The 24,829-nt window shown below is 51.3% G+C and carries 20 protein-coding genes; 13 read left to right on the forward strand and 7 right to left on the reverse strand.

Annotated features, from left to right (window positions below; translation table 11 throughout):
- Both TSP01S_RS04960 and hisS read left to right on the forward strand, forming a co-directional pair.
- Complete coding sequence (locus TSP01S_RS04960) at positions 1 to 1,650, forward strand: radical SAM protein (protein WP_041078469.1); 1,650 nt, start codon at positions 1 to 3, stop codon at positions 1,648 to 1,650.
- A gap of 25 nt (positions 1,651 to 1,675) precedes the next feature.
- Complete coding sequence (hisS, locus tag TSP01S_RS04965; RefSeq protein WP_041076982.1) at positions 1,676 to 2,941, forward strand: histidine--tRNA ligase; 1,266 nt, start codon at positions 1,676 to 1,678, stop codon at positions 2,939 to 2,941.
- 63 nt (positions 2,942 to 3,004) lie between these two features.
- On the opposite strand, the gene glyA is transcribed toward hisS, so the two are convergent.
- Genes glyA through TSP01S_RS04985 form a run of 4 tightly spaced genes read right to left on the reverse strand, consistent with a single transcriptional unit; the run spans position 3,005 to position 7,760 of the window.
- Complete coding sequence (gene glyA, locus TSP01S_RS04970; protein ID WP_041076984.1) at positions 3,005 to 4,279, reverse strand: serine hydroxymethyltransferase; 1,275 nt, start codon at positions 4,277 to 4,279, stop codon at positions 3,005 to 3,007.
- A gap of 3 nt (positions 4,280 to 4,282) precedes the next feature.
- The gene (gene cysS / locus TSP01S_RS04975; protein ID WP_041076986.1) at positions 4,283 to 5,677 is read right to left on the reverse strand and encodes a cysteine--tRNA ligase; all 1,395 of its coding nucleotides are present in this window, start codon (positions 5,675 to 5,677) and stop codon (positions 4,283 to 4,285) included.
- Positions 5,677 to 7,095 carry a glutamate--tRNA ligase gene (gltX, locus tag TSP01S_RS04980; RefSeq protein WP_041076988.1) on the reverse strand — a complete coding sequence of 473 codons (1,419 nt, stop codon included), beginning with the start codon at positions 7,093 to 7,095 and terminating at the stop codon, positions 5,677 to 5,679. Before gltX ends, cysS begins: the two co-directional genes overlap by 1 nt.
- Positions 7,096 to 7,106: 11 nt before the next feature.
- Entirely contained in the window at positions 7,107 to 7,760 is a 654-nt protein-coding gene (locus TSP01S_RS04985; protein ID WP_052463511.1) for an N-glycosylase/DNA lyase, read from the reverse strand.
- Between the two features lie 184 nt (positions 7,761 to 7,944).
- Here TSP01S_RS04985 and TSP01S_RS04990 point away from each other — a divergent pair, with 184 nt between their 5' ends.
- Positions 7,945 to 8,340 (forward strand): Fur family transcriptional regulator, encoded by a 396-nt coding sequence (locus tag TSP01S_RS04990; RefSeq protein WP_041076990.1) that lies wholly within the window; start codon positions 7,945 to 7,947, stop codon positions 8,338 to 8,340.
- A gap of 2 nt (positions 8,341 to 8,342) precedes the next feature.
- Here the strand turns inward: TSP01S_RS04990 and infB are convergent, their stop codons facing one another.
- Positions 8,343 to 10,361, reverse strand: a complete 2,019-nt coding sequence (gene infB / locus TSP01S_RS04995) for a translation initiation factor IF-2 (protein WP_041076992.1) — start codon at positions 10,359 to 10,361, stop codon at positions 8,343 to 8,345.
- A 219-nt stretch (positions 10,362 to 10,580) separates the two neighbouring features.
- Here infB and TSP01S_RS05000 point away from each other — a divergent pair, with 219 nt between their 5' ends.
- A complete protein-coding gene (locus TSP01S_RS05000) occupies positions 10,581 to 11,585 on the forward strand; it encodes an SIS domain-containing protein (protein WP_041076994.1) in 1,005 nt (334 codons plus the stop codon).
- Here the strand turns inward: TSP01S_RS05000 and TSP01S_RS05005 are convergent.
- Positions 11,569 to 12,927 carry a B12-binding domain-containing radical SAM protein gene (locus TSP01S_RS05005; RefSeq protein ID WP_041076996.1) on the reverse strand — a complete coding sequence of 453 codons (1,359 nt, stop codon included), beginning with the start codon at positions 12,925 to 12,927 and terminating at the stop codon, positions 11,569 to 11,571. The genes TSP01S_RS05000 and TSP01S_RS05005 overlap by 17 nt on opposite strands.
- Complete coding sequence (locus TSP01S_RS05010) at positions 12,900 to 13,664, reverse strand: type III pantothenate kinase (RefSeq protein WP_041076998.1); 765 nt, start codon at positions 13,662 to 13,664, stop codon at positions 12,900 to 12,902. Before TSP01S_RS05010 ends, TSP01S_RS05005 begins: the two co-directional genes overlap by 28 nt.
- 37 nt (positions 13,665 to 13,701) lie before the next feature.
- Here TSP01S_RS05010 and TSP01S_RS05015 point away from each other — a divergent pair, with 37 nt between their 5' ends.
- The 9 genes from TSP01S_RS05015 to miaA are packed head-to-tail and all read left to right on the forward strand — an operon-like array spanning position 13,702 to position 24,810.
- Complete coding sequence (locus tag TSP01S_RS05015) at positions 13,702 to 14,385, forward strand: DUF554 domain-containing protein (protein ID WP_231848616.1); 684 nt, start codon at positions 13,702 to 13,704, stop codon at positions 14,383 to 14,385.
- 13 nt (positions 14,386 to 14,398) lie between these two features.
- The gene (locus TSP01S_RS05020; protein ID WP_052463512.1) at positions 14,399 to 17,485 is read left to right on the forward strand and encodes an O-antigen ligase family protein; all 3,087 of its coding nucleotides are present in this window, start codon (positions 14,399 to 14,401) and stop codon (positions 17,483 to 17,485) included.
- Positions 17,482 to 18,012 (forward strand): ATP-dependent protease subunit HslV, encoded by a 531-nt coding sequence (gene hslV, locus TSP01S_RS05025; protein ID WP_041077000.1) that lies wholly within the window; start codon positions 17,482 to 17,484, stop codon positions 18,010 to 18,012. The genes TSP01S_RS05020 and hslV overlap by 4 nt, the downstream gene beginning before the upstream one ends.
- Before the next feature lie 14 nt (positions 18,013 to 18,026).
- Positions 18,027 to 19,415, forward strand: a complete 1,389-nt coding sequence (gene hslU / locus TSP01S_RS05030; protein ID WP_041077002.1) for an ATP-dependent protease ATPase subunit HslU — start codon at positions 18,027 to 18,029, stop codon at positions 19,413 to 19,415.
- Positions 19,416 to 19,425: 10 nt separating this feature from the next.
- On the forward strand, positions 19,426 to 20,673 hold the full coding sequence (locus tag TSP01S_RS05035) for a carbohydrate ABC transporter permease (protein ID WP_041077004.1): 1,248 nt from the start codon (positions 19,426 to 19,428) through the stop codon (positions 20,671 to 20,673).
- Between the two features lie 10 nt (positions 20,674 to 20,683).
- On the forward strand, positions 20,684 to 22,918 hold the full coding sequence (locus TSP01S_RS10295; RefSeq protein ID WP_041077006.1) for a carbohydrate ABC transporter permease: 2,235 nt from the start codon (positions 20,684 to 20,686) through the stop codon (positions 22,916 to 22,918).
- Between the two features lie 10 nt (positions 22,919 to 22,928).
- Positions 22,929 to 23,138, forward strand: a complete 210-nt coding sequence (locus TSP01S_RS05045; RefSeq protein WP_041077008.1) for a hypothetical protein — start codon at positions 22,929 to 22,931, stop codon at positions 23,136 to 23,138.
- The gene (locus TSP01S_RS05050; protein WP_041077009.1) at positions 23,135 to 23,905 is read left to right on the forward strand and encodes a class I SAM-dependent methyltransferase; all 771 of its coding nucleotides are present in this window, start codon (positions 23,135 to 23,137) and stop codon (positions 23,903 to 23,905) included. Before TSP01S_RS05045 ends, TSP01S_RS05050 begins: the two co-directional genes overlap by 4 nt.
- The gene (gene miaA, locus TSP01S_RS05055) at positions 23,902 to 24,810 is read left to right on the forward strand and encodes a tRNA (adenosine(37)-N6)-dimethylallyltransferase MiaA (RefSeq protein ID WP_041077013.1); all 909 of its coding nucleotides are present in this window, start codon (positions 23,902 to 23,904) and stop codon (positions 24,808 to 24,810) included. The genes TSP01S_RS05050 and miaA overlap by 4 nt, the downstream gene beginning before the upstream one ends.
- The last annotated feature ends 19 nt before the right edge of the window (positions 24,811 to 24,829 follow it).

Here is a 24,829-nt window from a genome sequence, read left to right on the forward strand (position 1 = left end):
ATGCGCGCACTGATAATCGATGGTTACGTGGATGAACCTGCCGCACTGGGTGTGCCCCCATACGTTAGCCACTACGTTCGATACGCCGCAGGTATTTTAACGATGAAAAACTTTTCAGTTGACTATCTCACGATAGATCAACTGCGCGGTTTCACTGACCTTGAGATGTTGAAAGGTTACGAACTCGTTCTCATCGTTGGTGGCGTCGCTGTACCCGGAAAATACGTTGGTGGCGAGCCGATCAAGCCGTTCGAAGTCGAAAAGATCTTCAAAAGTTTGCCTCCTTCCTGTTTGCGTTTGCTGGCAGGACCTTACGCCCGCTTCCAAGCAGTCCGAGGCGGAACGTTCGCGACAACAAAGGTTCTGGGTGCCGATGCGTGTCTCGGACCAGACCTGGCGGTGGAACTGTACAATTTTCTGTTCAACGCTGAGCGACAGAAAAACGACTGGAGCCTGGTGAGGCAGGCGAGTGTGCTCGGCGCCGGTGTTATCAAGCAGCATCCGCGTTATCCTAACATCATCTGCGAGGTAGAGCTTTCCAGAGGTTGTGAGAGACGAACGCACTGCTCTTTCTGCATCGAACCCGTGTTCTATCCGAAGTTCACTTCCAGGCCTGTTGAAGATGTGGTCGAAGAAGTGGCAGAACTCTACAGGCAGGGCTGCAGGGCCTTCAGGTTCGGTCGATCGGCCAACGTTCTGGCGTACTGTTCTGAGAGGAATGCGGGCAGACCTGTTCCAGAGGTGTTCGAAGAGTTGTATCAAGGCGTAAGGAGCAGTTGTCCCGAACTGGAAGTCCTTCACCACGACAACGCGAACCCGATGTACATCGTACAGTACGAGAAAGAGTGCCGCAGAATACTTGAAACGATGGTCAAATACAACACACCTGCCGACGTGCTGTCTTTCGGTGTGGAGAGCTTCGACGTCAACGTGCTGAGAAAAAACAACATAGCGAACGAACCAGAAAAAATCCTGAGGGCGATCGAGATCGTCAACGAGATAGGTGCCACGAGGGTCGATGGCGTTCCGAAGCTGTTGCCCGGGCTGAATTTGCTCTACGGTTTGATCGGCGAAACAGAGCAGACTTACGAAGAGAACCTGAAATGGCTCAGAAAGATTCTCGAACGGGGGCTGCTCGTGAGGAGGATAAACATCAGGCAGGTGATCGTCGAACCCGGAACACCGCTGTGGCGTTACGCGCAGATCAAGAAGCTGAAGGGGCCCGATCCAAGGCTTTACAAAGTTTACAAAGAGATCGTCCGGCGCGAGATAGACGTTCCCATGTTCAGACGGGTCGTTCCAGAAGGCAGCGTGCTCAGAAAGGTTTATCCTGAGTATCGTGAAGGCAGAATCACCTTCGCTCGCCAGCTGGGTACGTACCCCTTCCTGGTGGGCGTCGTTGGAAAGATAGAGAATCCAGTGGACGTGGTCATCGTGGACCACGGCCCGAGGTCTCTCACGGCACTGAAGTACCCTGTGAATCTGAACACGGCGAGTCACGATGAACTCAAGCATCTGCCCGGGATCGGTGAGAAGAGGGCGAGCAGGATAATCCTTTCCCGTCCGATCCGAAGTTACGAGCATCTCAAAGAGATCCTGGAAGATGAACTAATCTTCGAGAGACTCCGGCGGATCGGTGTCGTGTTATGATGGGATTCTGAGGAGGGGACGGATCTTGAAATACGAAAGGATCAAAGGCACACAGGATGTGTTCGGCGAAGAGGTGAACTACTGGTACTTCATCGAGGAGAACGCTCGCATGGTTGCGAACCTTTATGGGTACGAGGAGATAAGGACCCCCATAATAGAGCCCACCGAACTCTTCGTGAGGAGCGTCGGAGAAGAAACAGACATCGTTCAGAAGGAGATGTACACGTTCACGGACAAGGGTGGTCGAAGCATCACGCTCAGACCCGAAGGCACGGCACCCACGGTTCGTGCGTTCATAGAGAATTCTCTGATCAACGAGGGACTGCCCCAGAGATTCTTCTACATAGGCCCGATGTTCCGTTACGAGAGACCCCAGGCGGGGCGCTTGAGACAGTTCCACCAGTTCGGTGTTGAACTCATCGGTTCAGCGCATCCGTCTGCAGATGTAGAAGTTCTGCTTGTTGCAAAACACTTCCTTGACAGGATTGGCGTTCGTGACTATGTGGTGCATTTGAATTCGATCGGCTGTCCCAGGTGCAGACCCACGTACAGACAGAAGCTGAAAGAGTACTACGAGTCGCATTTCGACCAGCTTTGTGACGATTGCAAACGTCGCCTGAACACGAACGTGCTCAGGCTGCTCGACTGCAAGATCGATGCAGCTCTTGCCGAGGGAGCACCGAAATCGTTCGAGTTCCTCTGTGATGATTGTCGCGCGCACTACGAGGAGTTGAAACAGAGGCTCATCGATCTGAAGTTCGAATTCGTCGAGGATGGAACGCTCGTCAGGGGGTTGGACTATTACACGAGGACCGTCTTTGAAGTGAGGCACAGAGAACTCGGTGCCCAGAACACGATCCTGGCTGGGGGAAGGTACGACGGCCTGTTCGAAGAACTCGGGGGACAATCCACACCTGCGCTCGGTTTTGCCAGTGGTATAGAGAGGCTCATCCTCACGTTGAAGAACCAGGGTGTACAGGTTGCTCGGAAGGAAAAGTGCTCTGTGTACATCGCAACCTTGGGATTGAAAGCTTCGATCGAGGGGTTCAGGATCGCCGAAGAGCTGAGGAAAAAGGGTGTGTCGGTCGTCACGGATGTCAACGATAGAAAGCTCAACGCCCAGTTGAAGCACGCGAACAAACTGGGTGCCAAACTGGCTGTGATTCTCGGTGAAGACGAGCTGGCAAGATCGATCGCCCACGTGAAACTGCTCGAGAACTTCACTCAGGTGGAAGTCAGCCTCGATGTGGTGGTTGAATACGTGATCGAGTTGCTTCGTTCCCGCACCTGAGACCCGGATTCACCTCACGTTGAAAAAACGATAGCCCCACGGTGGGGCCAATTTTTGCGGGCATCAGAAGCTTATCTTGTTGATGTAAAGAGGAAACTTTTCGCAGAGCTGTTTGACCTGCATCTGGACCTCGGTCTGAACCGCATCCGGTATCGTGCCTTCCTCGTCCGTTATGCTCGAAAGGACCCTGTATATGAGGCGTGCTATCTGTTTCATCTCGGCTTCTTTCATCCCCCTCGTGGTGACTGCCGGTGTGCCGATGCGTATACCGCTTGCCACGAAGGGTGGGCGCGTTTCGTTTGGAATGGTGTTCTTGTTCACAGTTATTCCACAGCTTTCAAGAGCCTTTTCTGCGGCCTTTCCCGTCACGTTCAGTGGAGTCAGATCGACCAGCATGAGGTGTGTATCCGTACCGTTTGAAACGATCCTCAAACCGAGTCTTGACAACTCCTCAGCGAGCGCTTTTGCGTTCGCCACGATCTGTTTCTGGTATTCCACGAACCCGGGACTGAGCGCTTCTTTGAAACACACGGCCTTCGCCGCGATCACGTGCATGAGAGGCCCGCCCTGAGTTCCGGGAAAGACCCACTTGTTGATCTGCTTGTAAAGCTCTGCGTCGTTCGTCAGTATCAGCCCTCCCCTCGGACCTCTGAGTGTTTTGTGCGTGGTGGAAGTCACGATGTGTGCGTATTCTGCAGGATTTGGGTACAATCCTGCCGCCACTAGACCTGCGAAGTGTGCCATGTCGACTATCAGGTAAGCCCCCACCTCGTCCGCGATCTCACGGAACTTCTTGAAATCTATGATCCGCGAATACGCGCTTCCGCCGGCCACGATGATCTTTGGCTTGTACTCGAGCGCGAGTTTCCTGACCGCATCGTAGTCTATCATTTCTGTTTTGGGATCCACTCCGTACTGAACCACCCTGAAGAATTTCCCGGAAAAGTTGACGTTCGCACCGTGCGTCAAATGCCCTCCGTGTGACAGGCTCATGCCCATCAGCACGTCTCCGGGTTCTGCCACGGCGAGGTAAGCGGCCATGTTCGCCTGAGAGCCAGAGTGAGGTTGAACGTTGGCGTACTTGACTTTGAACAGCTGTTTGGCCCTCTCTCTGGCGAGCTCTTCTGCTTTGTCGACCCATTCGCAGCCTCCGTAATAGCGCTTTCCAGGGTAACCTTCCGCGTACTTGTTCGTGAGCACGCTGCCCATGGCTTCCATCACGGCCGGTGAGACGAAGTTTTCGGACGCGATCAATTCCAAGCCGTATTCCTGTCTCTTCAATTCGTTCACGATCACTTCGTATATTTCAGGATCGACGAGCCTAACGTGTTCCCACATCTTTCATACCTCCTTCAGAAAAGAATACGTTGAACCTTCGCGTGTATCGCGCACTTCGACTCCGAGGTTCTTCAATCTATCCCTTATCGAGTCGGCAAGATCGTAAAGTTTTCGTTCCCGCAGTTCTTTGCGCACGTCTAAGATCAGTCGCACGAACGGATCCAGCTCTGTTTCCTCAGACTGCGCCCCGGCTTCGAACAAGCCAAGCACGGGACAGAATTCTCTCCGCAACAAATGGTAAGCTTTCAGCGCTTTCTCCTCGTTCGCCTCGCTCATGAACTTGTTCAATTCTCCTACGAGCTCGAATATCTGTGCCACAGCCTTCGGAGTGTTGAAATCGTCGTCCAGCGCTTCGATGAACCTCTGTCTCTGCTCGCTCATCCACGCGTCGCTTCTGGGTACGGGAATGCTGGAAAACCTCGATTCAAAATTCCTGAAACTTTCCGCGATCCTTCTGGCGGCCTTCGCGCTCGCTTCGAGTGCCTCGACGGAGAAATCTATGGGGCTCCTGTAATGTTTCGACAGAAAGTAGAGTTTCAACCCGTCCGCTCCGAACTTTTTCAGGGCTTCCCTCAGGATGAATATGTTGCCTAAGGATTTGCTCATCTTGTCACCGGAAACACGAACCAGAGCGTTGTGGAGCCAGTAGCGAACGAACGGTTTTCCCGTCAAGGCTTCACTCTGAGCCTTCTCGTTTTCGTGGTGCGGAAAGATGAGGTCCTCTCCACCCGCGTGGATGTCGAGTGTGGAACCGAGAAGTTTTGTGGACATGATGGTGCACTCTATGTGCCAGCCAGGTCTTCCCTTACCCCATGGGCTGTCCCAGGAAGGTTCGCCGGGTTTCGCCGCCTTCCAGAGTGCAAAGTCCAGAGGGAACCTTTTCTTCTCACTCACCTCGACGCGCGCGCCGGCGATCATTTCGTCCAAGCTCCTGTGTGAAAGTTCCCCGTATCTGGGAAAGCTTTTCACATCGAAATACACATCCCCGTCCACAACGTACGCGTGTCCTTTCCTTATCAACTGCTCTATGGAGTTCACGATCTCCGGAACGAAGTCGGACGTCTTCGGAGCAAAGTTCGGAGCTCTGACACCGAGCGCGCTCGCGTCCCTCCAGTACTCCTGTATGAAGGTCTCCGCCACGTCTTTGAAATCGACGTTCCATTCATTTGCGCGGTTTATGATCTTGTCATCGATGTCCGTGAAGTTTTGAACCATGATCACCCGATAGCCTCTGTATTCGAAATACCTCCTGAGTGCGTCGAAGACGATCATGGGCCTCGCATTACCCACGTGTATGAGTCCGTAGACTGTGGGCCCGCACACGTACATTCGCACAACGTTGGGTTCGAGAGTTTCGAACTTTTCAAGGCGGCCACTCAACGTGTTTTTCAAGAACATCATTCTACCCCCAGTGCCTTCTTGATTCTCAGCGCCGTTTCGGCCGGTCCGAGCAGAGTAACGATGTCCACCAGCTCGGGTCCTTCACTCTTACCTGTAAGGGCCTTTCTCAAATTCATGTAGAAATCCTTTGCGTTCAGCTTCGACGTTTTCACCACTTCGCGGAACACGTTGACCAGCTGCTCCTTAGTTAACTCGTTCTCCTGCTGCAACCTTGAGGCACATTCCAGCAGACCTTTCCGTACGGGCTCATCCACTTGCAGAGAGACGTTGGGCCTGACGAAGAAGAAGTCAGCCAAGTCTGTGATCTCTTCGAGGGAATGCATGCGATCTCTGACGCACAGGAAAACGTGCGTCAGCCACTCTTTGTTTCTGTAAGACCATCCTCTCGATTCGATGTACGGAATGAGTGTTTCCACGATTTTCTCAGGTTCTACCTTTCTTATGTAGTACCCGTTCATCCATCTGAGTTTGCCGGGGTCGAATATGGCTGGGTTCTTGCTCACACGGTCAAGGGAGAATTTCCTGATCATTTCCTCCACGGACATGATTTCTTGAGCATCGGGTGGGGACCAACCCAGGAGCGCAAGATAATTCACCAGCGCTTCCGGTAAGTACCCTCGGGCTCTGAACTCTTCCACGGACGTGGCACCGTGCCGTTTGCTGAGTTTCTTACCGTCTGGCCCGAGGATCATCGACACGTGTCCTATCTGTGGCGGTTCGACTCCAAACGCTTCGTAGATGGCGAGTTGCTTGACCGTGTTCGGCAGATGGTCGTCTCCCCTTATCACGTGCGTGATCCTCATGAGCATGTCGTCAACGACGCACGCGAAGTTGTAGGTGGGCATGCCGTTGCTCCGTAACAGGGCGAAATCACCCACCGAACCTTCGCCGAACACGACCTGGCCTTTTATCAGATCGTTATGGACGATCGTTTTCCTCGGCATCGAGAAGTAGATGGCTGGTTGCAGGCCTCTCTCTTCGTACTCTCTCATCCTCTCTCTTGTGGCGAACTGTTCGAACATCTCTCTGGTGTAGTGGGGCGGCAGGTTTTTGCTCAGCAGTTCCTCTCTGAGTTTCTCTATCTCTTCGGGATACGCATAAACTTTGTACGCCTTGTCCTCCCTGACCAGCTTTTCAGCGTACTCTCTGTAGATGTGGAGTCTCTCGCTCTGTCTGTACGGACCGTACGGTCCACCCACGTCGGGACCTTCGTCCCAGTGAATGCCGAGCCAGCGGAGTGACTCCATCAGTTTCTCTTCGAAAATGCGTTCCGAGCGGGCTATGTCCGTGTCTTCGATCCTCAGAACAAAGACGCCGTTGAAATGCCTCGCGAACAGGTAGTTGAAAAGCGCCGTTCGTGCTCCACCAACGTGCAAAAAACCTGTAGGGCTCGGTGCGAACCTGACTCTCACCATGCTTCTTCCTCCTACTTCTCAACAGTTCTTTTGACGAAGTACCAGAGGTACAGATCGAACTTACCCAACGTTTCACCGAAAACCTCAGCTTCTTGCTTCAACAGAGATTCTAACCGCAGATACCTCTGTTTCGTGAGGCTCGATGGCAACGAATCTATCAAGCCATACTCGAGCATGAGTGAGAGCACGTGCCTGTCGAGTATGGCCAGTTCCTCGATTCCCACATTCCTCAGAAAATGACTCGCCTCTTTGTATCCTATTCCAACCACATTCTTCACGAGCCATTCGCGCGCCTGCATTGCATCCAAAGAAAGCAGAGGCCTCAGCCTGCCCAGGACCCATCTGTTCCTCACTATGTAAGATGCACGGGCTTTCGGGTAACGATGGTGCAGTTTGGTCAGCATCTCTGTCAGCTCTTCTTCGCTCATAGTGATGAAACCGTCTCCGATCAGTTCCTGAGCTTTCATGCCTCCGCTCGCACTCCAGTTGGCTGTGAGTATGCAGAAGCACAGCTCGCTGTAAAGCTGCTCTTCGCTTCCGTTCTCACCAAGTTCTTTGAACTGTTTGAAGCGTTCCTCAACGAGCGGTTTGGCCTCCTGTCTGATCGATTCCACAGCCTGAGCGAGTCTTATCGCAACACACCTCCAGCTTTCATTATAGAACATCTCTGATCAGATTCTCGTGCACACCGTCGCACAGCTGTCGTACATGGTGGATAGAGTTAAGAGTAGTGGTCCCAGCCTTTTGGATCGATACACTTCGTGTCGGGCAAGTTTACATTTCAATGCGGCGAGCGTTTGATAGGCTCGGGATGGATGAAGGTGTTATAATTTTTCAGGAGGTTGTAGAATGACGATAAGTCAGATTGCAGAGATGCTCAGAAGTAAAGGCTTGAAAGTTACACCACAGAGGGTTGAGATCATAAGATTTCTGCAGACGCACAGAACCCATCCAACGGCACAGCAGATATACGAGCACGTCCTGCGCAAAGTTGGTAGCGTTTCTTTCACAACGATCTACAACACCGTTCGTGTGCTCGAACAGATGGGTGAGGTGAGGAAGATACCGATCAGCGACACAACGACCGTGTACGACGTCAACACTTCGGATCACGGTCATTTCGTTTGTGAGGTCTGTGGAAACATCTACGACATACCTTACGAAGCTTCGTTCCGCGTCCCGGGTGAAGTCAGAAGGACTGAACTCATTGTCTACGGTGTTTGCGAAAAATGTTCATCCCAGTGAGTTCAGAGAGTCCGCTTGACTTCCCTGAGCTGGTAGAATTCCAGTTCGTCTCCTTCCTGGAAGTCTGATCTATTCTTGAACTTTATACCACATTCCTGTGGTGCCTCAACTTGACTGACATCTTCCTTGAAGTGTTTGAGGCTCTCTATTTCGTCTGTGAACAGCAAAACACCGTTTCTGTACACCCGGACTTTGCTATCGCGCGTGACTTTTCCTTCGAGCATCTGAACGCCCGCAACCTTACCCACTTTCTTTATATCGAAGACCTTCTTGATCTCACCTCGGCCAACGAGTTCCTCAACGATCTGCGGTTTCAACATGCCTTCCATCGCAAGTTTGAGGCTCTCGATCAGATCGTATATGACTTCGTAGGTCTTCACCTGAACGCCTTCCGCCTCGGCCGCCTTCCTCGCCTGTGACTCTACTTTCACTCTGAATCCAAGGACGATACCATCACAGGTGGAAGCGAGCATGATGTCACTCTCAGTAACCGGACCCACGGCCGCGTGAACGACGCTCACCTTTATCTCATCTGACTTCAACGATTCAACAGCACTCTGAACTGCGCTCAAGGAACCTAAGGTGTCCGCCTTCAGAATCAAATTGAGCTCCTTTTTCTCCTTCTCTTCCATCATTTTCAAGAGTTCTTCCAGGGTCATTCTCCTTCTGGTGCGTCTCTCTTTCTCGACACGCGCTTTGATCTCTTCGCTCACCTGGCGGGCTGTTTCAAGGTCTTCCACGCTGTAAATCGTGTAACGCAGATCTGGCAATTCCTCGAATCCAACGATCATCACTGGTTGGGAAGGTTCAGCACTCTTGATGTGCTTACCCTTGTCATCGATCAGGGCTCGGACCTTCGCGTATATGGGGCCTGAGATCACGTAGTCACCAATTTTCAGAATTCCGTCTTTTACGATCACGTTTGCAACTGGTCCCAGTCCACGCTCAACCTTCGATTCTATGACGACGCACCTTGCGGGTCCTTTTGGATAGCACTTTATTTCCTTCATTTCCGCTAAGAGCAGTATCATTTCCAGCAGCTCATCGATGCCCTGCCCGGTTCTCGCAGATATGGGGACGACGATCGTATCGCCACCCCAATCCTCTGGAACAAGGTTCAATTTTGATACGAGCTGTTGCTTCGTCGCTTCGACGTTTGCGTTTGGCTTGTCTATCTTGTTTATCGCCACTATGACGGGCACGTTCGCTGCCTTCGCGTGGTTGTAAGCCTCGATGGTTTGAGGCATGACACCGTCGTCCGCCGCGACCACGAGCACGACTATGTCCGTCGCCTGAGCACCCCTGGCCCTCATCTCTGTGAACAGTTCGTGACCAGGCGTGTCAATGAAGGTTATTTTCTTGCCGTTGTAACTGACCTGGTACGCGCCTATTGACTGGGTTATTCCTCCGGCTTCTTGCTCGGCTATGCGAGTTTTCCTTATTCTGTCCAGAAGCGTTGTCTTGCCGTGGTCCACGTGTCCCATGACCGTTACGACGGGCGGTCTCGGAACGAGTTCATTCGCGTGCTTGGTGTACAGCTCTTCGAAGTATTTCTCTATCTGCTGGAGTTTGCTGATGGACATTTCTGCTTGCTCCGTTTTCTCCTCCCGCTGTATCTTCAGTTTATAACCGTACATCTTCGCGATTTCTCTTGCTGTTTTTTCGTCCAGTTTCTGGTTGGGTTTGAGCGCCACACCTTTCATGAACATGTCCTGAATCACTTTGTTCAAAGGCACGCCTATCTTCAACGCGAGAGTGTTCAGCTGGAGCTCTTCCTCCTTCAGGGCAACTTCTTCTCTGACCTCTTCCTCTATCTCCTCTTCCTTTTTCGCCTTCGCAACGGGTTTGGATTTTTCCACATCTTCCTCTTCGAAAAGTTCGAGTAAGAGCTTGACCGTCTCTTCATCTATGTAACTCATGTGGTTCTTCACATCGAGTCCGAGCTCCTCGAGCTCCTGGAGGAGGTCCTTGGCAGACATATTCAGCTTCTTCGCGAGTTCATAGACTCTCAACCTCGGCACTCGTATCACCCCTTTAAGCCTTATATATTTTACAGCACGGCGGTGGAGAACGTATCTTCTTCAGAGTATCGTAATCAAGGACGCACCTGTTCAAAATGTGGGTGTCGCGGTCCTGCTGGGAACGCCCCGGATAGGATCATTTTTCAGTGTGCTTTCGTCGAAACAGTTCCACTGTGGTATAAAATGGTAGGACATAGTGACAGAGGAGGTTCGATGTGAATGTCAATTTTTGCGCAGGATTTCTCCGAGCAACCCAAGGCAGTGAGAGAACTACTCACGTTCGCCGAGGAGATCAAAAGAAAAGCGGCCATCCTTCAACCGAAAAGTGTTCTCGTACTGGGCATGGGAGCTTCTTATTACGCGGGACTGTACGCTACAGTCTACGCGAACACCATGGGAATGAACTGTAGATGTGAGGAGCTTTCCGAAGTCGTCTGGTACTGGAGTGAGAATTCTTTCGATCTTTACGACACGATCGTTCTGGTGTCACAATCCGGTGAAACCGCGGAACTGAAGAAGCTCGTTGAAAAGTATCCGAGGATTCGAAAAAAATCTGTCCTCGTGACCAACAATCCCAACAGTTCCGCGGCGAAGGTTCTTGGCGAAGATAGAGTGTTTTTGATCCACGCCGGTCAGGAGAGGGCCATGGGCTCTACCAAAACGTTCGTGAACAGCATTGTAACGCTGTTGCTCATACTTTCTCAGTGGGCAGGAAAGCCTTTGAATCCTGATGGACTGGACGATCATCTTGAAAGTGCACTCGCAGTTGACATCCATGACTACGTTGAGAGTGTCGCGGCGAACGGACAGCTCGTTCTGGTGGGACGTGGTTTCTCCGTACCGATACTCCGCATGGCGCAGCTCACCCTGGCGGAAGTTGCCAGGTTCAATTGCTCGTGGTACAGCGGAGGAGGTTTTCGCCACGGTGCGATGGAGTTGATGGTTGGAGGAATCGTTTCGACGTTCATCCATGTTGAGGGAAAAACGTCCCAGATCATGGCAAGGTTCGCCCGGGAACTGTCCCGCTTCGATGGGTTGTGGCTGATAAGCAACGTTGAAACGATTGTACCGCGGTGCGTTCGCCTCAAGGAGGGACTGACCGAGGAACTGGCACCGATTCCCGCGATCGTTGTTTTCCAGAGGCTCGCCGATGAACTGGCTCGAAGGAGAGGTTATCCGAGTGGAGTTGGCATGATCGCGACCAAAGTCACGAGCGAGGAATGAGGGTTTTTCCGTGCGCCAGGTCTTTGAGCTTCTGTACCGTTGCTGCGTCCATGCCTGCCTTCCACCAGTAAGGTAAGACCGTGTTGTTCAGTAGCAGAGGATCAACGTCTGATGGCAACACTCCTGAACGTGTCAGCTCGATCCAGTCTCTCGTACCAGGAATGGGCGTGTACTCGTTCAGGGAAACCGAGATGGACGCTTTCTTGCAGACTTCTATCGCGGTCATCACATCCTGCACTGTTTGGCCGGGCATGTTGACCATAATGTAGGCTTGAATCTCGTCCGCTGTGAAACCTGCATTTTTCAGCAGTTCTGCCGCTCTCAAAATGTCTTCGTCGTACACTTTCCCACCGGTCCTGATCTGCAACGGACCGGAGGTTTCGTATCCGAGTTTGATGGTGACGAAATTCGCTCGCTTCAACAGCTGGGCAAGTTCTTCGTCTATCAACCTCGCGTGTATTCCGTTGGGGAGGTGGTAGTTAACTCCAAGATCCAGTTCGATGAGCTCTCTCAGCAGTGGTTTGAAGTGATTCTCTTTGTCTATGAGGGCGGCATCGTCGAAGAACACGACGTCTTTCACGTTGAACATGCGAACGTACTTCTGTACCATTTCGACGATCCTGTGAACACTTCTGTGTATCCATTTGCCGTACAATTTTGGGGTCAGACAGTAACTGCAGTTGTACACGCATCCGAGTGACGTGAAGAAAACGAGATAACCCACCCTCTGGTACAGTTCGTACGCTGGATCGAACCTTTCGAACCAATCGTTGAGATCGGTGTTGAAACTTCCATCGAACAGCTCGAAGAGCAATTCGTTCAGTTTCGAGACGTCTTCGGTGTATATCACGTCGGCTCCACTGTGAAGCTTCGCGTGGTCCGGATAGATACGCGCGTACGTTCCGCCGAGGACTACCGGTACATTCGGGAACATGCCTTTGATGATCTCTATCGTCTGGCGCACACCGGGCCACCAGTAGGTCATGGAGGACGTCACGAAAAACGCGTCTGGATTTTCGATCTGTTTCAGTTTGTGTACGAAAAACTCTTCGGGTGCCCCGTAGCGCTTGTACTTCCTTGGAACAAAGGACAGTTCAGGCGGTTTCGAAACTTCCACGGTGTGGAACTTTCCTGTGCCGTATCGCTTGTCGGGCTTCGGCTTGACGAACCTGGCAAGATCCGGATCGTGTCTGTTCAGAAGGTCTATGAGGACAACGTCGAACCCGTAACTCAGGAGTACGGCTCCAACGTAGAGCAACCCGACAGGTTTGAGCCAGAAATCGTACGCGGCAAAATCGCAGATCCAGGGATTGATCAGAACGATCTTCTTTTTTCTTGCCAGAACTTGAACATCCCCTTCAGCGTTAGATCTGGATCCAACACGTCGTGCTCCACGAGCTTCTCCAGAACCTTACTCTGGCCACCCGTGAGAAACACCACGAACGGTTCTTTGTAGTAAGCCTTTATCTCTTTCACCAAACCGTTCAGGGCATTCGCGGTGCCTTTCACAACACCAATTCTAATGTTTTCTGAGGTGTCCTTTCCCACGCAGTTCGTGGGTGCGTACAGATCGACCTGGGGCAGTTTCGCGGTTTTCTCGAACAAGCTGTGGGCTGCGGTCATGAGACCGGGCATGATCACTCCACCTTCGTAGTTACCATCTTTCACCACATCTATGGTGATCGCTGTTCCTGCATCTATCACCAGCGAGTTGGGATGTTCACGCACGACCGCGAAGACGTTTGCCACTCTGTCGGCACCTATCTCCGAGGGATTTTTCACGTTCCATTTCACTGTGGATGCGCTGGTTGCATCCACCCACGTGCATTCCACCCTGAAATATTTCTCCACGAGCCTCTGAAAGACGTAGTTCAACGAAGGCACGACCGAGGCGATCACGGCACCCTGAAACTGTGGGATAACTCCGAGCTGTTTTTCGAGCAGAACCGATACCATCGCGAAGAGCTCGTCTTCTGTCTGGGATCTCTGTGTGGAAAACCTCCACTTGTGAAAGGTTGCACCATCCTCGGTGATACCTGCCACCGTCTGGGTGTTCCCTATGTCGAAGAGAATGAGCATCGCTCCACCTCCAACGGTTATATAATAAACGAAGGAGGTGCTTCGAATCCATCCCTCCGTGCTCATCAACGCCGTTTGCGTGTTTGCGGGTTCTTCCATAGGAATGGCACTGGGTAAGGCCGTTTCCGAGAGGTTCAAGAAAATCCTCTTTCAAGCTGTCGGGTTGACGACGATCGGTGTCGGTATCAAAATGACGCTGGACACCTCGAGCTTCATAATTGTTCTACTCTCGCTGGCCTTCGGGGCGATCCTTGGTGAAATGATAGACATCGAGGAAAAGCTTTCAAGGGTCGGCAGGTTTTCGAAAGATTCAACGAGGTTTGCAAAGGGTTTCGTCGCTGCCACGACCCTGTTCCTCGTGGGCCCCATGACGATCGTCGGCTCCATAAGGGCAGGTCTTTTGAACGACGGCACACTGATCTACGTGAAGTCTGTTCTGGATTTCATCTCCTCCATCGTACTGGCTTCGCTGTATGGCATCGGAGTGTTCGTTACAGGTGTGGTTGTGCTGGTCGTACAGGGGAGCATGGTTCTGCTGGCTTCTCAGCTCTCGTTCCTGACGCAGCAAAGTTATCTTGCGAATTTCACGGGCGTGGGCGGGCTGATAGTCTTCGCCATCGGCCTCAGGCTCCTCGAACTGAGGGATATAAAGGTGGGCAACCTTTTGCCCGCACTGGTTCTTTCTCCATTCATAGATTTCATAGCAAGATTTTTCAAATGAGAGGAGAGTACGAATGAAGAAGTGGGAAGAGGCCTTCTTGCACATAAGTATCATAGTTATCGCACTTCTGGCCAACAGGAGTATCACTTACGAATTCAGTGTTCCAAAGTATGCGTTCGCCGCTTTGTTCGCACTGATCATGGCATTTTTGCTCGTGTTCGAATGGGCTAAGAAGGGAAAGTTCGAACTCACAGTTTATCTTTCGTTCGCGAACGTTCTGTGGCTCGTTTTTGCCGGCTTCGCCTTACTCTCAACAGTTTACGTGCTTCGCAACAACCCTTATTATTTCAGATACTCCATCGATATAGCGCTGTACACGCTCCTGACGGCCTTCATGGCACTGTACTTTTCGAACAGGGTCAGCGACAAGAGAACGGTGACGAGGCTTCTCCTCACGTTTCTGGCTTCGGGTATGGTCATAGCGATAGACAGTCTGCTCAATTTCTACACCGGAACGAGCATATTCTTTGGCAGGATCGGTGTGTCTTTCGACAGGACCACGATAAGGGCGAGTGTTGGTAACGTCATCTTCGTGACGAACTATTTGGGAATGCTGCTGCCGGTGAGCCTTTATTTCATGTTGTCCGACGATTACGGATGGGAGAACGCGAAGAAGAAAGAATACGTGATGGTGAAGGTATTCTCTCTGATTTATTTCCTTCTGTCACTGGTCGTGATCACGGTGGGACAGACGAGGTCTGAGTACATCGCACTGGCGATCATGCTCTCCCTCTTCTCTGGTTTTTACCTCATCTATCGCAAGGGAAAAGAGAAACAAGCAACTTTCCTCTCAGAGCAACTCAAGCGTTTCAACAGAATCATCTTCGTCCTGCTCGTTGTGCTATCGATCGCTGTGTTGGTCGTGTACAACACGAAGAATCCTTTGACCGGTGAGGGGCAAATTTCATTGGTCGAGAGGTTTGCCCCGCAAATTTTCGCATCGAACGCGGAAGAACGATTGCTTGCCTGGCTTTCTTCGATAGAACAGTGGAAAGAAAGCAAGCTGATCGGTACAGGTATAGGCACCTATCAGATCCTCGCAATAGAAGAGCTCGCCAAGGTGATGGAGAAGCATCCGCGCTTTCTCTACGTGTGGAACAATTTCAAGCGCACGCACAACGATTACTTCCAGGTGCTCGGTGAGATGGGAATTCTTGGTTTCAGTACGGTAGTGATCCTCGCAGTTCTTTTGGGTCTGTACGCCCTGAACAGGTTCAGAAAATTGCAAAGATTAGATGATTTTCTTTTGTTCCTTTCGATGAGCGTTGGATTTGTCGGCTTCATGATTCAAAGTTTCTTCAGCTTTCCTGCCCACCTGTTGCCCAACTCTTTGCTCGCCATATTCTATGCATCTGTCGCGACGGGAGTTTATTTCAATTCCGATGAGAGCAGCTTCCTTTCTTGGAAAGTGACGCTCCGGGGTTTGAAACTCTCACTGGCACTCGTGATCGTGATGTTCACCGTGATCTCAACGACGTATTTGAAATGGAACTATTTCGTGTCCGAAGTTTACTTCAAGAGTGGAAGCAGTTCCTACAATCTGATTGCGAGCTTAGACGTCGAGAAGAGTACACTGGAACAGCTCGAGAAGGACATAATGGCCAGGCTGAGAGAGCTTGAAGATCTGTCTGGCCAGTTCGTGAGTCTGAGACCTGAGAATTTCAAGATCGAAAACCTCGACCCTGTGGAGGTTGAGAAAAGAAGGATAAACCAGATCGTTTCGATAAGGAAGAGTCTTGAAAGTGACCTCGAAAAGGTGAGAAACAGGCTGAGCCAAGTTCAGCAGTTACAGTCGCAGCACTTGAAGCTGGCAAAGGAGAACCTCTTGAAATCTGTCTCGATGAACCACACTTACGGCAAATCTCACTTCTACCTGGCCTCGCTGTGCTTGAGGGGGGACAGGGTCAGCCTGCTGTCGAACGCGCTGCGCCAGGGGAAAACCTCTGTCCTCACACAGAACTTCGACGATTATCAGAGGGTCATAGCACCACAGTTCAAAAGCTCGGATCTACTCTTCTTGATGGAACTGAAGAAGCTTTACCCAGACTCGGTCAGCGAAGACACACTGGCGAACATGCAAGTCTTGCTGGACTCCTGTGCGCTGTTCAAGACATCGTTGCTGAGTTTCAACGAGAGAAACACGTACAAAGCCCTCGCATCGAGGTATGCGATCCTCGCGAGCGCTGTGAGACAGCTCACGCAACAGCTGAGCTATTTGCAGCAAAATGAAGAGGCCAGAACTTTTCTGAACAGGCTCGACGAGCTGTACGTGAGGTACAGGAATGAGTTCGTCCACTGGGCCATGGGAACGGTGTACCGTCTGCCTGGTTCCTGGAGCAGATATCCAGAGTGGAAAAATCCTGACACCGTGAGAGCCGCGCGGGGAGAGGACATCTACAGACTGCTGGCAGTTCAAATGTTGAGCATCGAACCTCTCGTCAGTGATGTAACGATCGACTTTCTTTCAAACCTTGCGCATAGAGAGGTCTGGGCGTGCGAAGCCATGGCGGCGAAAGGTGTGTGGGCCGTTCCCGATGGGGTGGCACCAGTTCTGCTGGCTTCGATCCTGGCTCTGAGAGAGCAAGATCCTGCTCGTGCCGAGCAACTCTTGAAGACGATGAAAGAAGAATACAAATCAAGTTACGATCGCATAACGAACGAACTTCAACGTTTGGACCTTAAAGTCGAGATAGAAAAATACCTTTCGGCGGTGTCGAGTGCGATCACACAGGTTTTAACGAAGGAAGACGTTCCGGTTGTGAGGGTACAGGCGATACAATCGATCGTCAAGGGTCTTGCGAACCAGATTGAGGATCAGCTCAGATCGGCAAACTGGAAGTCGGTCATAAGCGACGAACTGACGGCACTGAGAAATGGAGATGCCACTAAGGTACACAGTCTGATCTCGAACCTACCGGGTGCTCTGCTCAACGAACTGCAGAGACTCATCGCTGGTACGGTGAAAGACCAGAGCAGATTGAATAGAATCTTTCAGGAGATAACGGCGGTGCTGAACGACGTACCATTTAACCTGAAGCTCTGGGAGAGATATTCAAGATTCGTGGCGTTTTACAGCGTTCTTGAGGAGGTGAGCCAATGAGATGGAGATCGACGACGATACTCGTTGTCTCGAGGAACGGTAAGACTGTCATGGCCGGAGACGGTCAGGTGACGTACGGCAACACGGTGCTCAAGCACGGGGCGAAGAAGATAAGGAAGATCGCGGACGGTCAGGTTCTCGCCGGCTTTGCAGGTTCAGTGGCCGATGCCATGGCACTCTTCGATCGGTTCGAGTCGAAACTGAGAGAGTGGGGGAACAATCTGATCAAAGCGGCCGTTGAACTGGCGAAGGACTGGAGGACCGATAGAGTTCTGAGAAGGCTGGAGGCGCTCCTGCTTGTGGCGGACAAGAACAACGTGCTTATAATATCTGGTACGGGGGAAGTCGTTCAACCCGATGACAACGTTGCGGCCATAGGGTCCGGTGCGCCTTACGCACTTGCGGCGGCGCGAGCGCTGATCCGAAACACCGATCTCGACGCGAGGACCATAGCTGAAAAGGCGATGCAGATCGCGAGCGAGATTTGCATATACACCAACAGCAACATAACGATAGAAGAACTGTAGAGGAGTGGGATGAAATGACCAATTTCGATGAACTGACGCCGAAGCAGATAGTCGCCGAACTCGACAAGTACATAGTGGGCCAGTATCAGGCCAAGCGGGCCGTTGCGATAGCCATAAGGAATCGCATAAGACGTCAGAAATTGCCAGAGAGATGGCAGAAGGAAGTGTTGCCCAAGAACATTCTCATGATAGGACCAACGGGTGTCGGAAAAACGGAAATTGCGAGGAGACTGGCACAGTTGTCCGGTTCGCCCTTTCTCAAGGTTGAGGCGACCAGGTTCACCGAGATAGGATACGTTGGTAAGAACGTTGAGTCCATGATAAGGGACCTCGTTGAAATAAGTGTGAACATGGTCAAAAAAGAAATGATGGAGCAAGTCAAAGAAAAGGCCGAAGCCATGGTGGAGGAACGCATCCTGGACGCACTCGTGCCGGACAGCAAGAAGCCCCAATCTTTGGGACTGATGGGACTTTTCGGCATGCAGCAACAGCCACAGCCGAGCATCGAAGAAAGGAGGTTGATCAAGCAGAAGCGGGAAGAGATGAGACAGAGACTCAGGAGCGGAGAACTCGAAAACGAAGTGATCGAAATCGAAATCGAAAAAGAGGCGACGCCATTCATGGGAATCGTGGGATCAGCGGAACTGGAAGATCTTGGAATAGATCTGGGTAACATGCTCGGCAGCATCCTGCCGAAGACGAAACAGAAAAGGAGGCTCACGGTTTCCGAAGCGCGCAAGGTGCTGCTACCTATCGAAGCTGAAAAGCTCATCGATACCGACAAAGCTGTTCAGGAAGCGCTCGACAGGGCGCAAAACAGGGGTATCATATTCATAGACGAGCTCGACAAAATAGCGATCAAATCTTCGGGTGTGGGTCCTGACGTCTCCAGACAGGGTGTTCAGAGAGACCTCCTGCCCATCGTCGAAGGAACGACGGTCATGACCAAGTACGGACCGGTCAGGACGGATTACATACTCTTCATAGGTTCCGGCGCTTTCCACATGAGCAAGCCGTCCGACCTGATACCGGAGCTCCAGGGAAGATTCCCGATCAGGGTTGAACTTTCGCCGCTGAGTCAGAAGGATTTCGTGAGAATACTCACCGAGCCGGAAAATGCGATCACGAAACAGTATCAGGCTTTGCTCGCGACCGAAGGGGTCGAACTGATCTTCACCGAGGACGGTGTCGAAGAGATCGCCAGGATCGCTTACGAACTCAACCAGAGGCTCGAGAACATAGGCGCTCGAAGATTGTACACGGTTGTGGAGAAGGTCCTCGAAGATGTGTCCTTTGAAGCTCCAGACATACCGGAAAAGAGGATCGTCATCGATGCGAAGTATGTGAGAGACAAGATCGGAGCCATAGCATCGGACGAAGATCTGAGTTCCTACATACTGTGAGGGGGTTCGTGTGAAAAGCAAGGTCCGCGAGGCGATACTGGCTTACCTGTTCCTCGTGCCATCGTTCTTGATCCTGGGCACCTTCGTCTTCTGGCCCGTCGGTTTTTCGTTCGTTCTGAGCTTCTTCAGGTGGGACTTCAAGAACATGAGAAGTCCCGTCTTCGCTGGGCTCGAAAATTACAGAGAGATCTTCAGGTTCTTCCCTGCGATGGAACACAGTTTTACGGAGGCTCTCCTCTGGACGCTCTTTCTCATCTTCGTTTCTGTAGCTTTCGTCGTCTCTATCTACGGTATCGCTTTTAAGAAAAGAATTTCGTGGATTCTTTTGATATCGACCGTCCTGCTGTATTTCAGTGATTTGTCCTTGCTCCGGACCCTTCTTCTGTTCGTTTGCCTTTCCCTTTTTACCATCCTCGTCTTGAGGACACGAAAAGATCTGTCTCGGCACGTTGCAGGAATGGTTGCGATCATCACAGCTTTACTCGTACTGATGTTCGCTCTCGACAGACGCTTCTACACCGTCATCGATTTCTTGCTCGAAGGACGTGACAGGAACCTTTTCGTGAAAGCGATGTTCAACACACTCTACTACGTGGTGCTCAGTGTGCCCATCACCATAGGCCTCGCTCTGGGCATCGCGTTGCTTTTGAATTCCAACGTGAAATTTCGTGCCTTTTTCAGAACCGCATACTTCGTTCCTTTCGTCACTTCTGTGGTCGCGATATCGCTGGTGTGGCGCTGGATCTTCGATGACGCTTATGGTTTGCTGAACTATTTTCTGTCGTTTTTCAACGTTCAAAAGATTGCATGGCTCAAAGACGAGCGCTGGACCATCCCCACGGTGGCCATCGTGTCCATCTGGAGGACGGTCGGATACGACGCCGTGATCTTTCTGGCTGGCTTGCAAAATATAGATCGCTCTTATTATGAAGCGGCCGATGTCGACGGTGCGAACAGCAGGCAGAAGTTCTTTTACATAACGTGGCCGTTACTCAGTCCCACGACTTTCTTCCTGCTGATCGTTTCGTTGATAAATGCGTTCAAGGTCTTCACCGAGGTGTACGTGCTCTACAGTGGCTTACCTGGACCGTACAACAACAGTGGACTGACGATGGTTTACTACGTCTTCGACAGGTTCTACGTGCAGCAGAGAATGGGTATAGCGTGTGCGGCCGCGTACATCCTGTTCGCCATAATCTTAGTTTTCACCCTGATCCAGTTCAGGGTTGGCAGAAGCGTCGTGGAGTACGTGTCATGAGGTGAAAAGAATGCGTCGTCTTCTCGGCAATTTCTTGGTTTACACGTTGCTCTCGATAGGGGCCGTGGTCATGCTGATGCCGTTCGCGTGGATGGTGTCCACTTCGTTCAAGACGCGCAGTGAGGTGGAGCGCTGGCCTCCCATCTGGACGAGCAAAAACTTTTCAAGAACGTGGCATCTGAAGACGAGTGTGTCACGTGGTTCTGTGGGAGGGCTCGACTGGAAAGGCTTAACCTTGAGGGAAGCGCTCGTGCTCGTTCAACGCGAAGCCGAGCAAAACGTGTTGAGAATCCTGATAGATGATGATCCGGTCTACAGGGGCACGCTGACGGTTTCCTTTCCACCGAACGCGAAATTGCTCAGTGGACGGCTGGATGCTGCCAGTTTCGAAAAATTCTTGGAAGAGCTGAGAGAACTGACAACACAAAAAGATGTGCTGCAGCTCATCGATGAAACCAGCGATGCGGAAACGTTCTTCAGCAGGTTCTTTGCCATGTACCTGCACGGTACGAACGCCTTGCTGGACCGGAGAAACTACGTTGAACTCGTTGAAAACGCTGCGAACTCTTCCCTGCAACAGATAGAGGTTCTGTCGCGCTACACGACGAGGGTTCCTGAGGAGTACAGGGATGAATTTTCCAGATTCATGGAGTCCGTGAGAAAGGCGTGCACGGATGTCGTGAGTTATGTGACGATCTTCAAGAAGGGTAGAACATCCATACTCGATTCGAACGAGGTGAAAAATCTTACTCACGTGTTGAAAGATTGGATCGCCCAGCTCGATACCGACAAGCTGAGCGAAGCTCTCAGGGACAATCCGGTGATTCGATTGTACGAACAGAGGGTACTCGCTTCAACTAAGAACGTTCTGAACGTGCTCGAAACGTATTCTTTCGTGAACGATTACTTTCAGTCGGTCCAGACACAACCCGTTGGCTCAGCCATCGTGAAATTCAGGTTCATGAACGAAAAGGAGAGGAAGAATGAATTGTTGGTCATGCTCGATCGATTGAACATACCGGACGAGTTAAAGAAGATCGCTGTTGAGGAACTGAACTATTCTCTCAATGGCCTTGCCGAAAGGGTTGAAAAGAGAGTCGATGAGAAACTTTACTCAGAACTCGAGACGCAACATCTTGACAACGTGAGGCTCTACGTGCAACAGATGAAACAGTTAACCTCGCAGCTTTTGAACTTGCTGAATCCGAGAAATGTGCGAATCAAATATTTTGAAGATCTTGACCAGCTCAAAACTTGGTTGCAGTCGGAAGGTAGTTCTGCAGCGTGGGTGATTCTGGGCAAGATCGAGCAACTCTCTTCCTTCCTCGAAGAAGACGAATTTTTCAAAATACTGCTCAAAGTCTCCGACGAAGTAGAGAGCGTGAGCCAGATAAGATCTGCCCTGGCCAGGGTTCAGAGCTTGATGAAAATCGTTCAGGCTCCCGATTTCGTTAAAGAAGTTAGGCTCAAGCAGAACCAGACGATCGAGTTCGTTCTTGACGATGTTCATCCGGTGTATCTCGAAGACGAACGGTACGCCGTGCGCGTCGACTATTCTTCCCGCGAAGTCCTGGGCAACATTTTCCATAACTACGTTGCTGCCTGGAAGAGCGCACCGTTCGGTATTTACTACGTGAACACCGTCTTGGTGTCAACAGTGACGACCATCGCGGAAGTGGTTCTGTGCGCCATGGCTGCGTACGCGTTCGCGCTGATGAATTTTCCAGGGAAGAACCTGATCTTCGGTTTGTTCTTGAGCACGATGATGATCCCCGGGGAAGTTCTACTCGTACCGAACTTCATAACCATCTCCAAGCTGGGCTGGATCGACACGTATTACGCGCTCATAATACCCTGGATCGTCAGCGTCTTCGCGATCTTCCTGTTGAGACAGCACTTCCTCACGCTCCCAAGAGAACTCCAGGACGCGGCCAAGATAGATGGTTGTTCTCACTGGAGGTTCCTCTGGACCGTTGTCGTTCCTCTGTCGAAACCAGCGATCGTAACTTCAGCTCTACTGAAGTTCGTGGGTAGCTGGAACGCGTTTCTGTGGGTCCTCATCGTGACGAACAAAGACAGATTCAGGACCTTGCCGGTGGGTCTTCAGACCTTCAGCACGGACGTTGGAACCGTCTACAACATGCTCATGGCTGCCGCGACGTTCTCGATCCTGCCGATATTGATCCTGTTCCTGTTCACCCAGCGCTACTTCGTTCAGGGTATCGCCAGGACGGGTCTGAAGTGAGGCGATAGAAGTGAGAGCCCGAAGGCGGCAGAAGAACTATCTTCGGTACGTGGTACTGGCGTCGCTCTTCGTGATCGCGTTTCTGTGGTTGGGAGCTTACGTTCATTTCGTTACCGAGTTGAAGAAGAACGTAGAACTCAGAGCGACGGAAAAGCAACTCTCGTCACAGGTGGAAGAGTTACTCGAAGAAGTGGAAAGGTTGAGGAGGAAGGTTAGATGATCTTCGTGACCACCTCGCACAAGCCGACGAAGGAGCAGGTGCTCAGGGCACTGATGCTTTCACAGGAGCTGAATCTACCTTACATTTCTCGAAGGAAATGTCCCAACCTGCTGGAAGCGGTTGGAGACGATTACTGTTACGTCGTCGAAATTGACAGAATCGTTGTGAAATACAAGGGAGGTTCGCTGTTTTTTCACCCGTCCACGGCGAAAGTGAGGATGAGGAACGTCAAAAAGGGATTGAAGGATCACCTCATCGAGTGTCTCCAGCTGCAGGGAGACGAACTCATCTTAGACACGACGTTTGGTCTCGGTGCTGAGGCGATACTCATGGCTGGTTTTCTGAAAGAAGGTAAGGTCGTTGGACTGGAAGCCTCAACACCGATATACATAGTTGTCAGGGAAGGCTTGAAGAGTTACAGGGACAAAGAAGACTGGGTGAACGTCGCAATGAAAAAGATCGAGATCATCCACATCGATTTCAGAAGGTATCTATCCCAGTGCCCCGATGGTTCGTTCGATATCGTGTACTGCGACCCGATGTTCGAAAATCCTGTCTATGAATCCTCTTCCATGAACCCTCTGAGACCGTTCGCCGTCTATGATAGTGTGACTGAAGGGGACGTAAGAGAAATGCTGCGCGTGGCCAGAAAAAGGGTGGTTCTGAAGGCGCACGCGTTCGACTCGATGTTCGAGAGGATCAAGGTGGACAGGATAACTGGCAGCAGGAAGAGCCAGGTTCTGTACGGAGTGATCGAGAAGAGATGATAATACTCGCCGGGCCAACCGGTGTCGGCAAAACGGATCTGGCCATCGAAGTTGCGGTCCGACTCGGTGCAGAAATAGTTTCCGTTGACTCCAGGCAGATCTACAAACACATGGACATCGGCACAGCCAAGCCTACCCTTCAACAGAGGCAAGTTGTACCGCACCATCTGATAGACATAGTCTATCCCGATGAGTACTACAGCGTGTACAATTTCAGAACGGATGCCGTCAGGGCGATCGAAGAGATCAAAAAGAAAGGCCGACTCCCCCTTCTGGTTGGGGGAACAGGCCTTTATATAGACTCTCTCGTGAGAGGTATATTCGAAGGGGCACCGCGGGACGAATCCATCAGACAAAATTTGCTGGAAAAGGAACTGAAAGAACCGGGTTCTTTGAGAAAAATGCTCGAAAAGATCGATCCCGAAGCGGCGAGCAAGATTCATGTGAACGACTTGAAGCGCACGATCAGAGCGCTCGAAGTCTGGCTTCAAACCGGACGCACGATTTCAGAACTTCAGCGAAACGCGAAGCCCGCTGGAAATTTCAGGATAGTGATTCTGACGAGAGATCGCGGAGAACTTTATGATAGAATCAACTTGAGGGTTGAAAAGATGATAAAAGATGGGCTCATAGACGAGGTTAAGTCCCTGCTGGAGATGGGGTACTCGAAGGATTTGAACGCTTTCAAGACCATAGGTTATCAGGAGGTCATTGAGTATCTGGAGGGCCGGGAGAGTTTTGAAAGAACAGTGGAGAAGATCAAGCGTAATACCAGACATTTTGCGAGGAGACAGCTCATATGGTTCAGAAAGTATCGAGATTCGATCTGGCTCGATGCGAACGATGAAAGCGTCCTCGAGAAGATTGTCAAGATTGTGGAGGAGGACGCACAAAAGAATCTGTGATATCGCTGGGGGGTCTGGA

The sequence above is a fragment of the Thermotoga caldifontis AZM44c09 genome, assembly GCF_000828655.1.
Taxonomy (GTDB): Bacteria; Thermotogota; Thermotogae; order Thermotogales; family DSM-5069; genus Pseudothermotoga_A; species Pseudothermotoga_A caldifontis.

What these genes read in the sequence shown, in the direction of transcription:
- hslV (WP_041077000.1), top strand. Translation starts at nt 17,482, where the DNA reads ATGAGATGGAGATCGACGACGATACTCGTTGTCTCGAGGAACGGTAAG.
- TSP01S_RS04960 (WP_041078469.1), top strand. Translation starts at nt 1, where the DNA reads ATGCGCGCACTGATAATCGATGGTTACGTGGATGAACCTGCCGCACTG.
- miaA (WP_041077013.1), top strand. Translation starts at nt 23,902, where the DNA reads ATGATAATACTCGCCGGGCCAACCGGTGTCGGCAAAACGGATCTGGCC.
- glyA (WP_041076984.1), bottom strand. Translation starts at nt 4,279, where the DNA reads ATGTGGGAACACGTTAGGCTCGTCGATCCTGAAATATACGAAGTGATC.
- TSP01S_RS05020 (WP_052463512.1), top strand. Translation starts at nt 14,399, where the DNA reads ATGAAGAAGTGGGAAGAGGCCTTCTTGCACATAAGTATCATAGTTATC.
- TSP01S_RS10295 (WP_041077006.1), top strand. Translation starts at nt 20,684, where the DNA reads ATGCGTCGTCTTCTCGGCAATTTCTTGGTTTACACGTTGCTCTCGATA.
- TSP01S_RS05050 (WP_041077009.1), top strand. Translation starts at nt 23,135, where the DNA reads ATGATCTTCGTGACCACCTCGCACAAGCCGACGAAGGAGCAGGTGCTC.
- gltX (WP_041076988.1), bottom strand. Translation starts at nt 7,095, where the DNA reads ATGGTGAGAGTCAGGTTCGCACCGAGCCCTACAGGTTTTTTGCACGTT.
- hslU (WP_041077002.1), top strand. Translation starts at nt 18,027, where the DNA reads ATGACCAATTTCGATGAACTGACGCCGAAGCAGATAGTCGCCGAACTC.
- TSP01S_RS05000 (WP_041076994.1), top strand. Translation starts at nt 10,581, where the DNA reads ATGTCAATTTTTGCGCAGGATTTCTCCGAGCAACCCAAGGCAGTGAGA.
- TSP01S_RS05010 (WP_041076998.1), bottom strand. Translation starts at nt 13,664, where the DNA reads ATGCTCATTCTCTTCGACATAGGGAACACCCAGACGGTGGCAGGTATC.
- TSP01S_RS04985 (WP_052463511.1), bottom strand. Translation starts at nt 7,760, where the DNA reads ATGTTCTATAATGAAAGCTGGAGGTGTGTTGCGATAAGACTCGCTCAG.
- cysS (WP_041076986.1), bottom strand. Translation starts at nt 5,677, where the DNA reads ATGTTCTTGAAAAACACGTTGAGTGGCCGCCTTGAAAAGTTCGAAACT.
- TSP01S_RS04990 (WP_041076990.1), top strand. Translation starts at nt 7,945, where the DNA reads ATGACGATAAGTCAGATTGCAGAGATGCTCAGAAGTAAAGGCTTGAAA.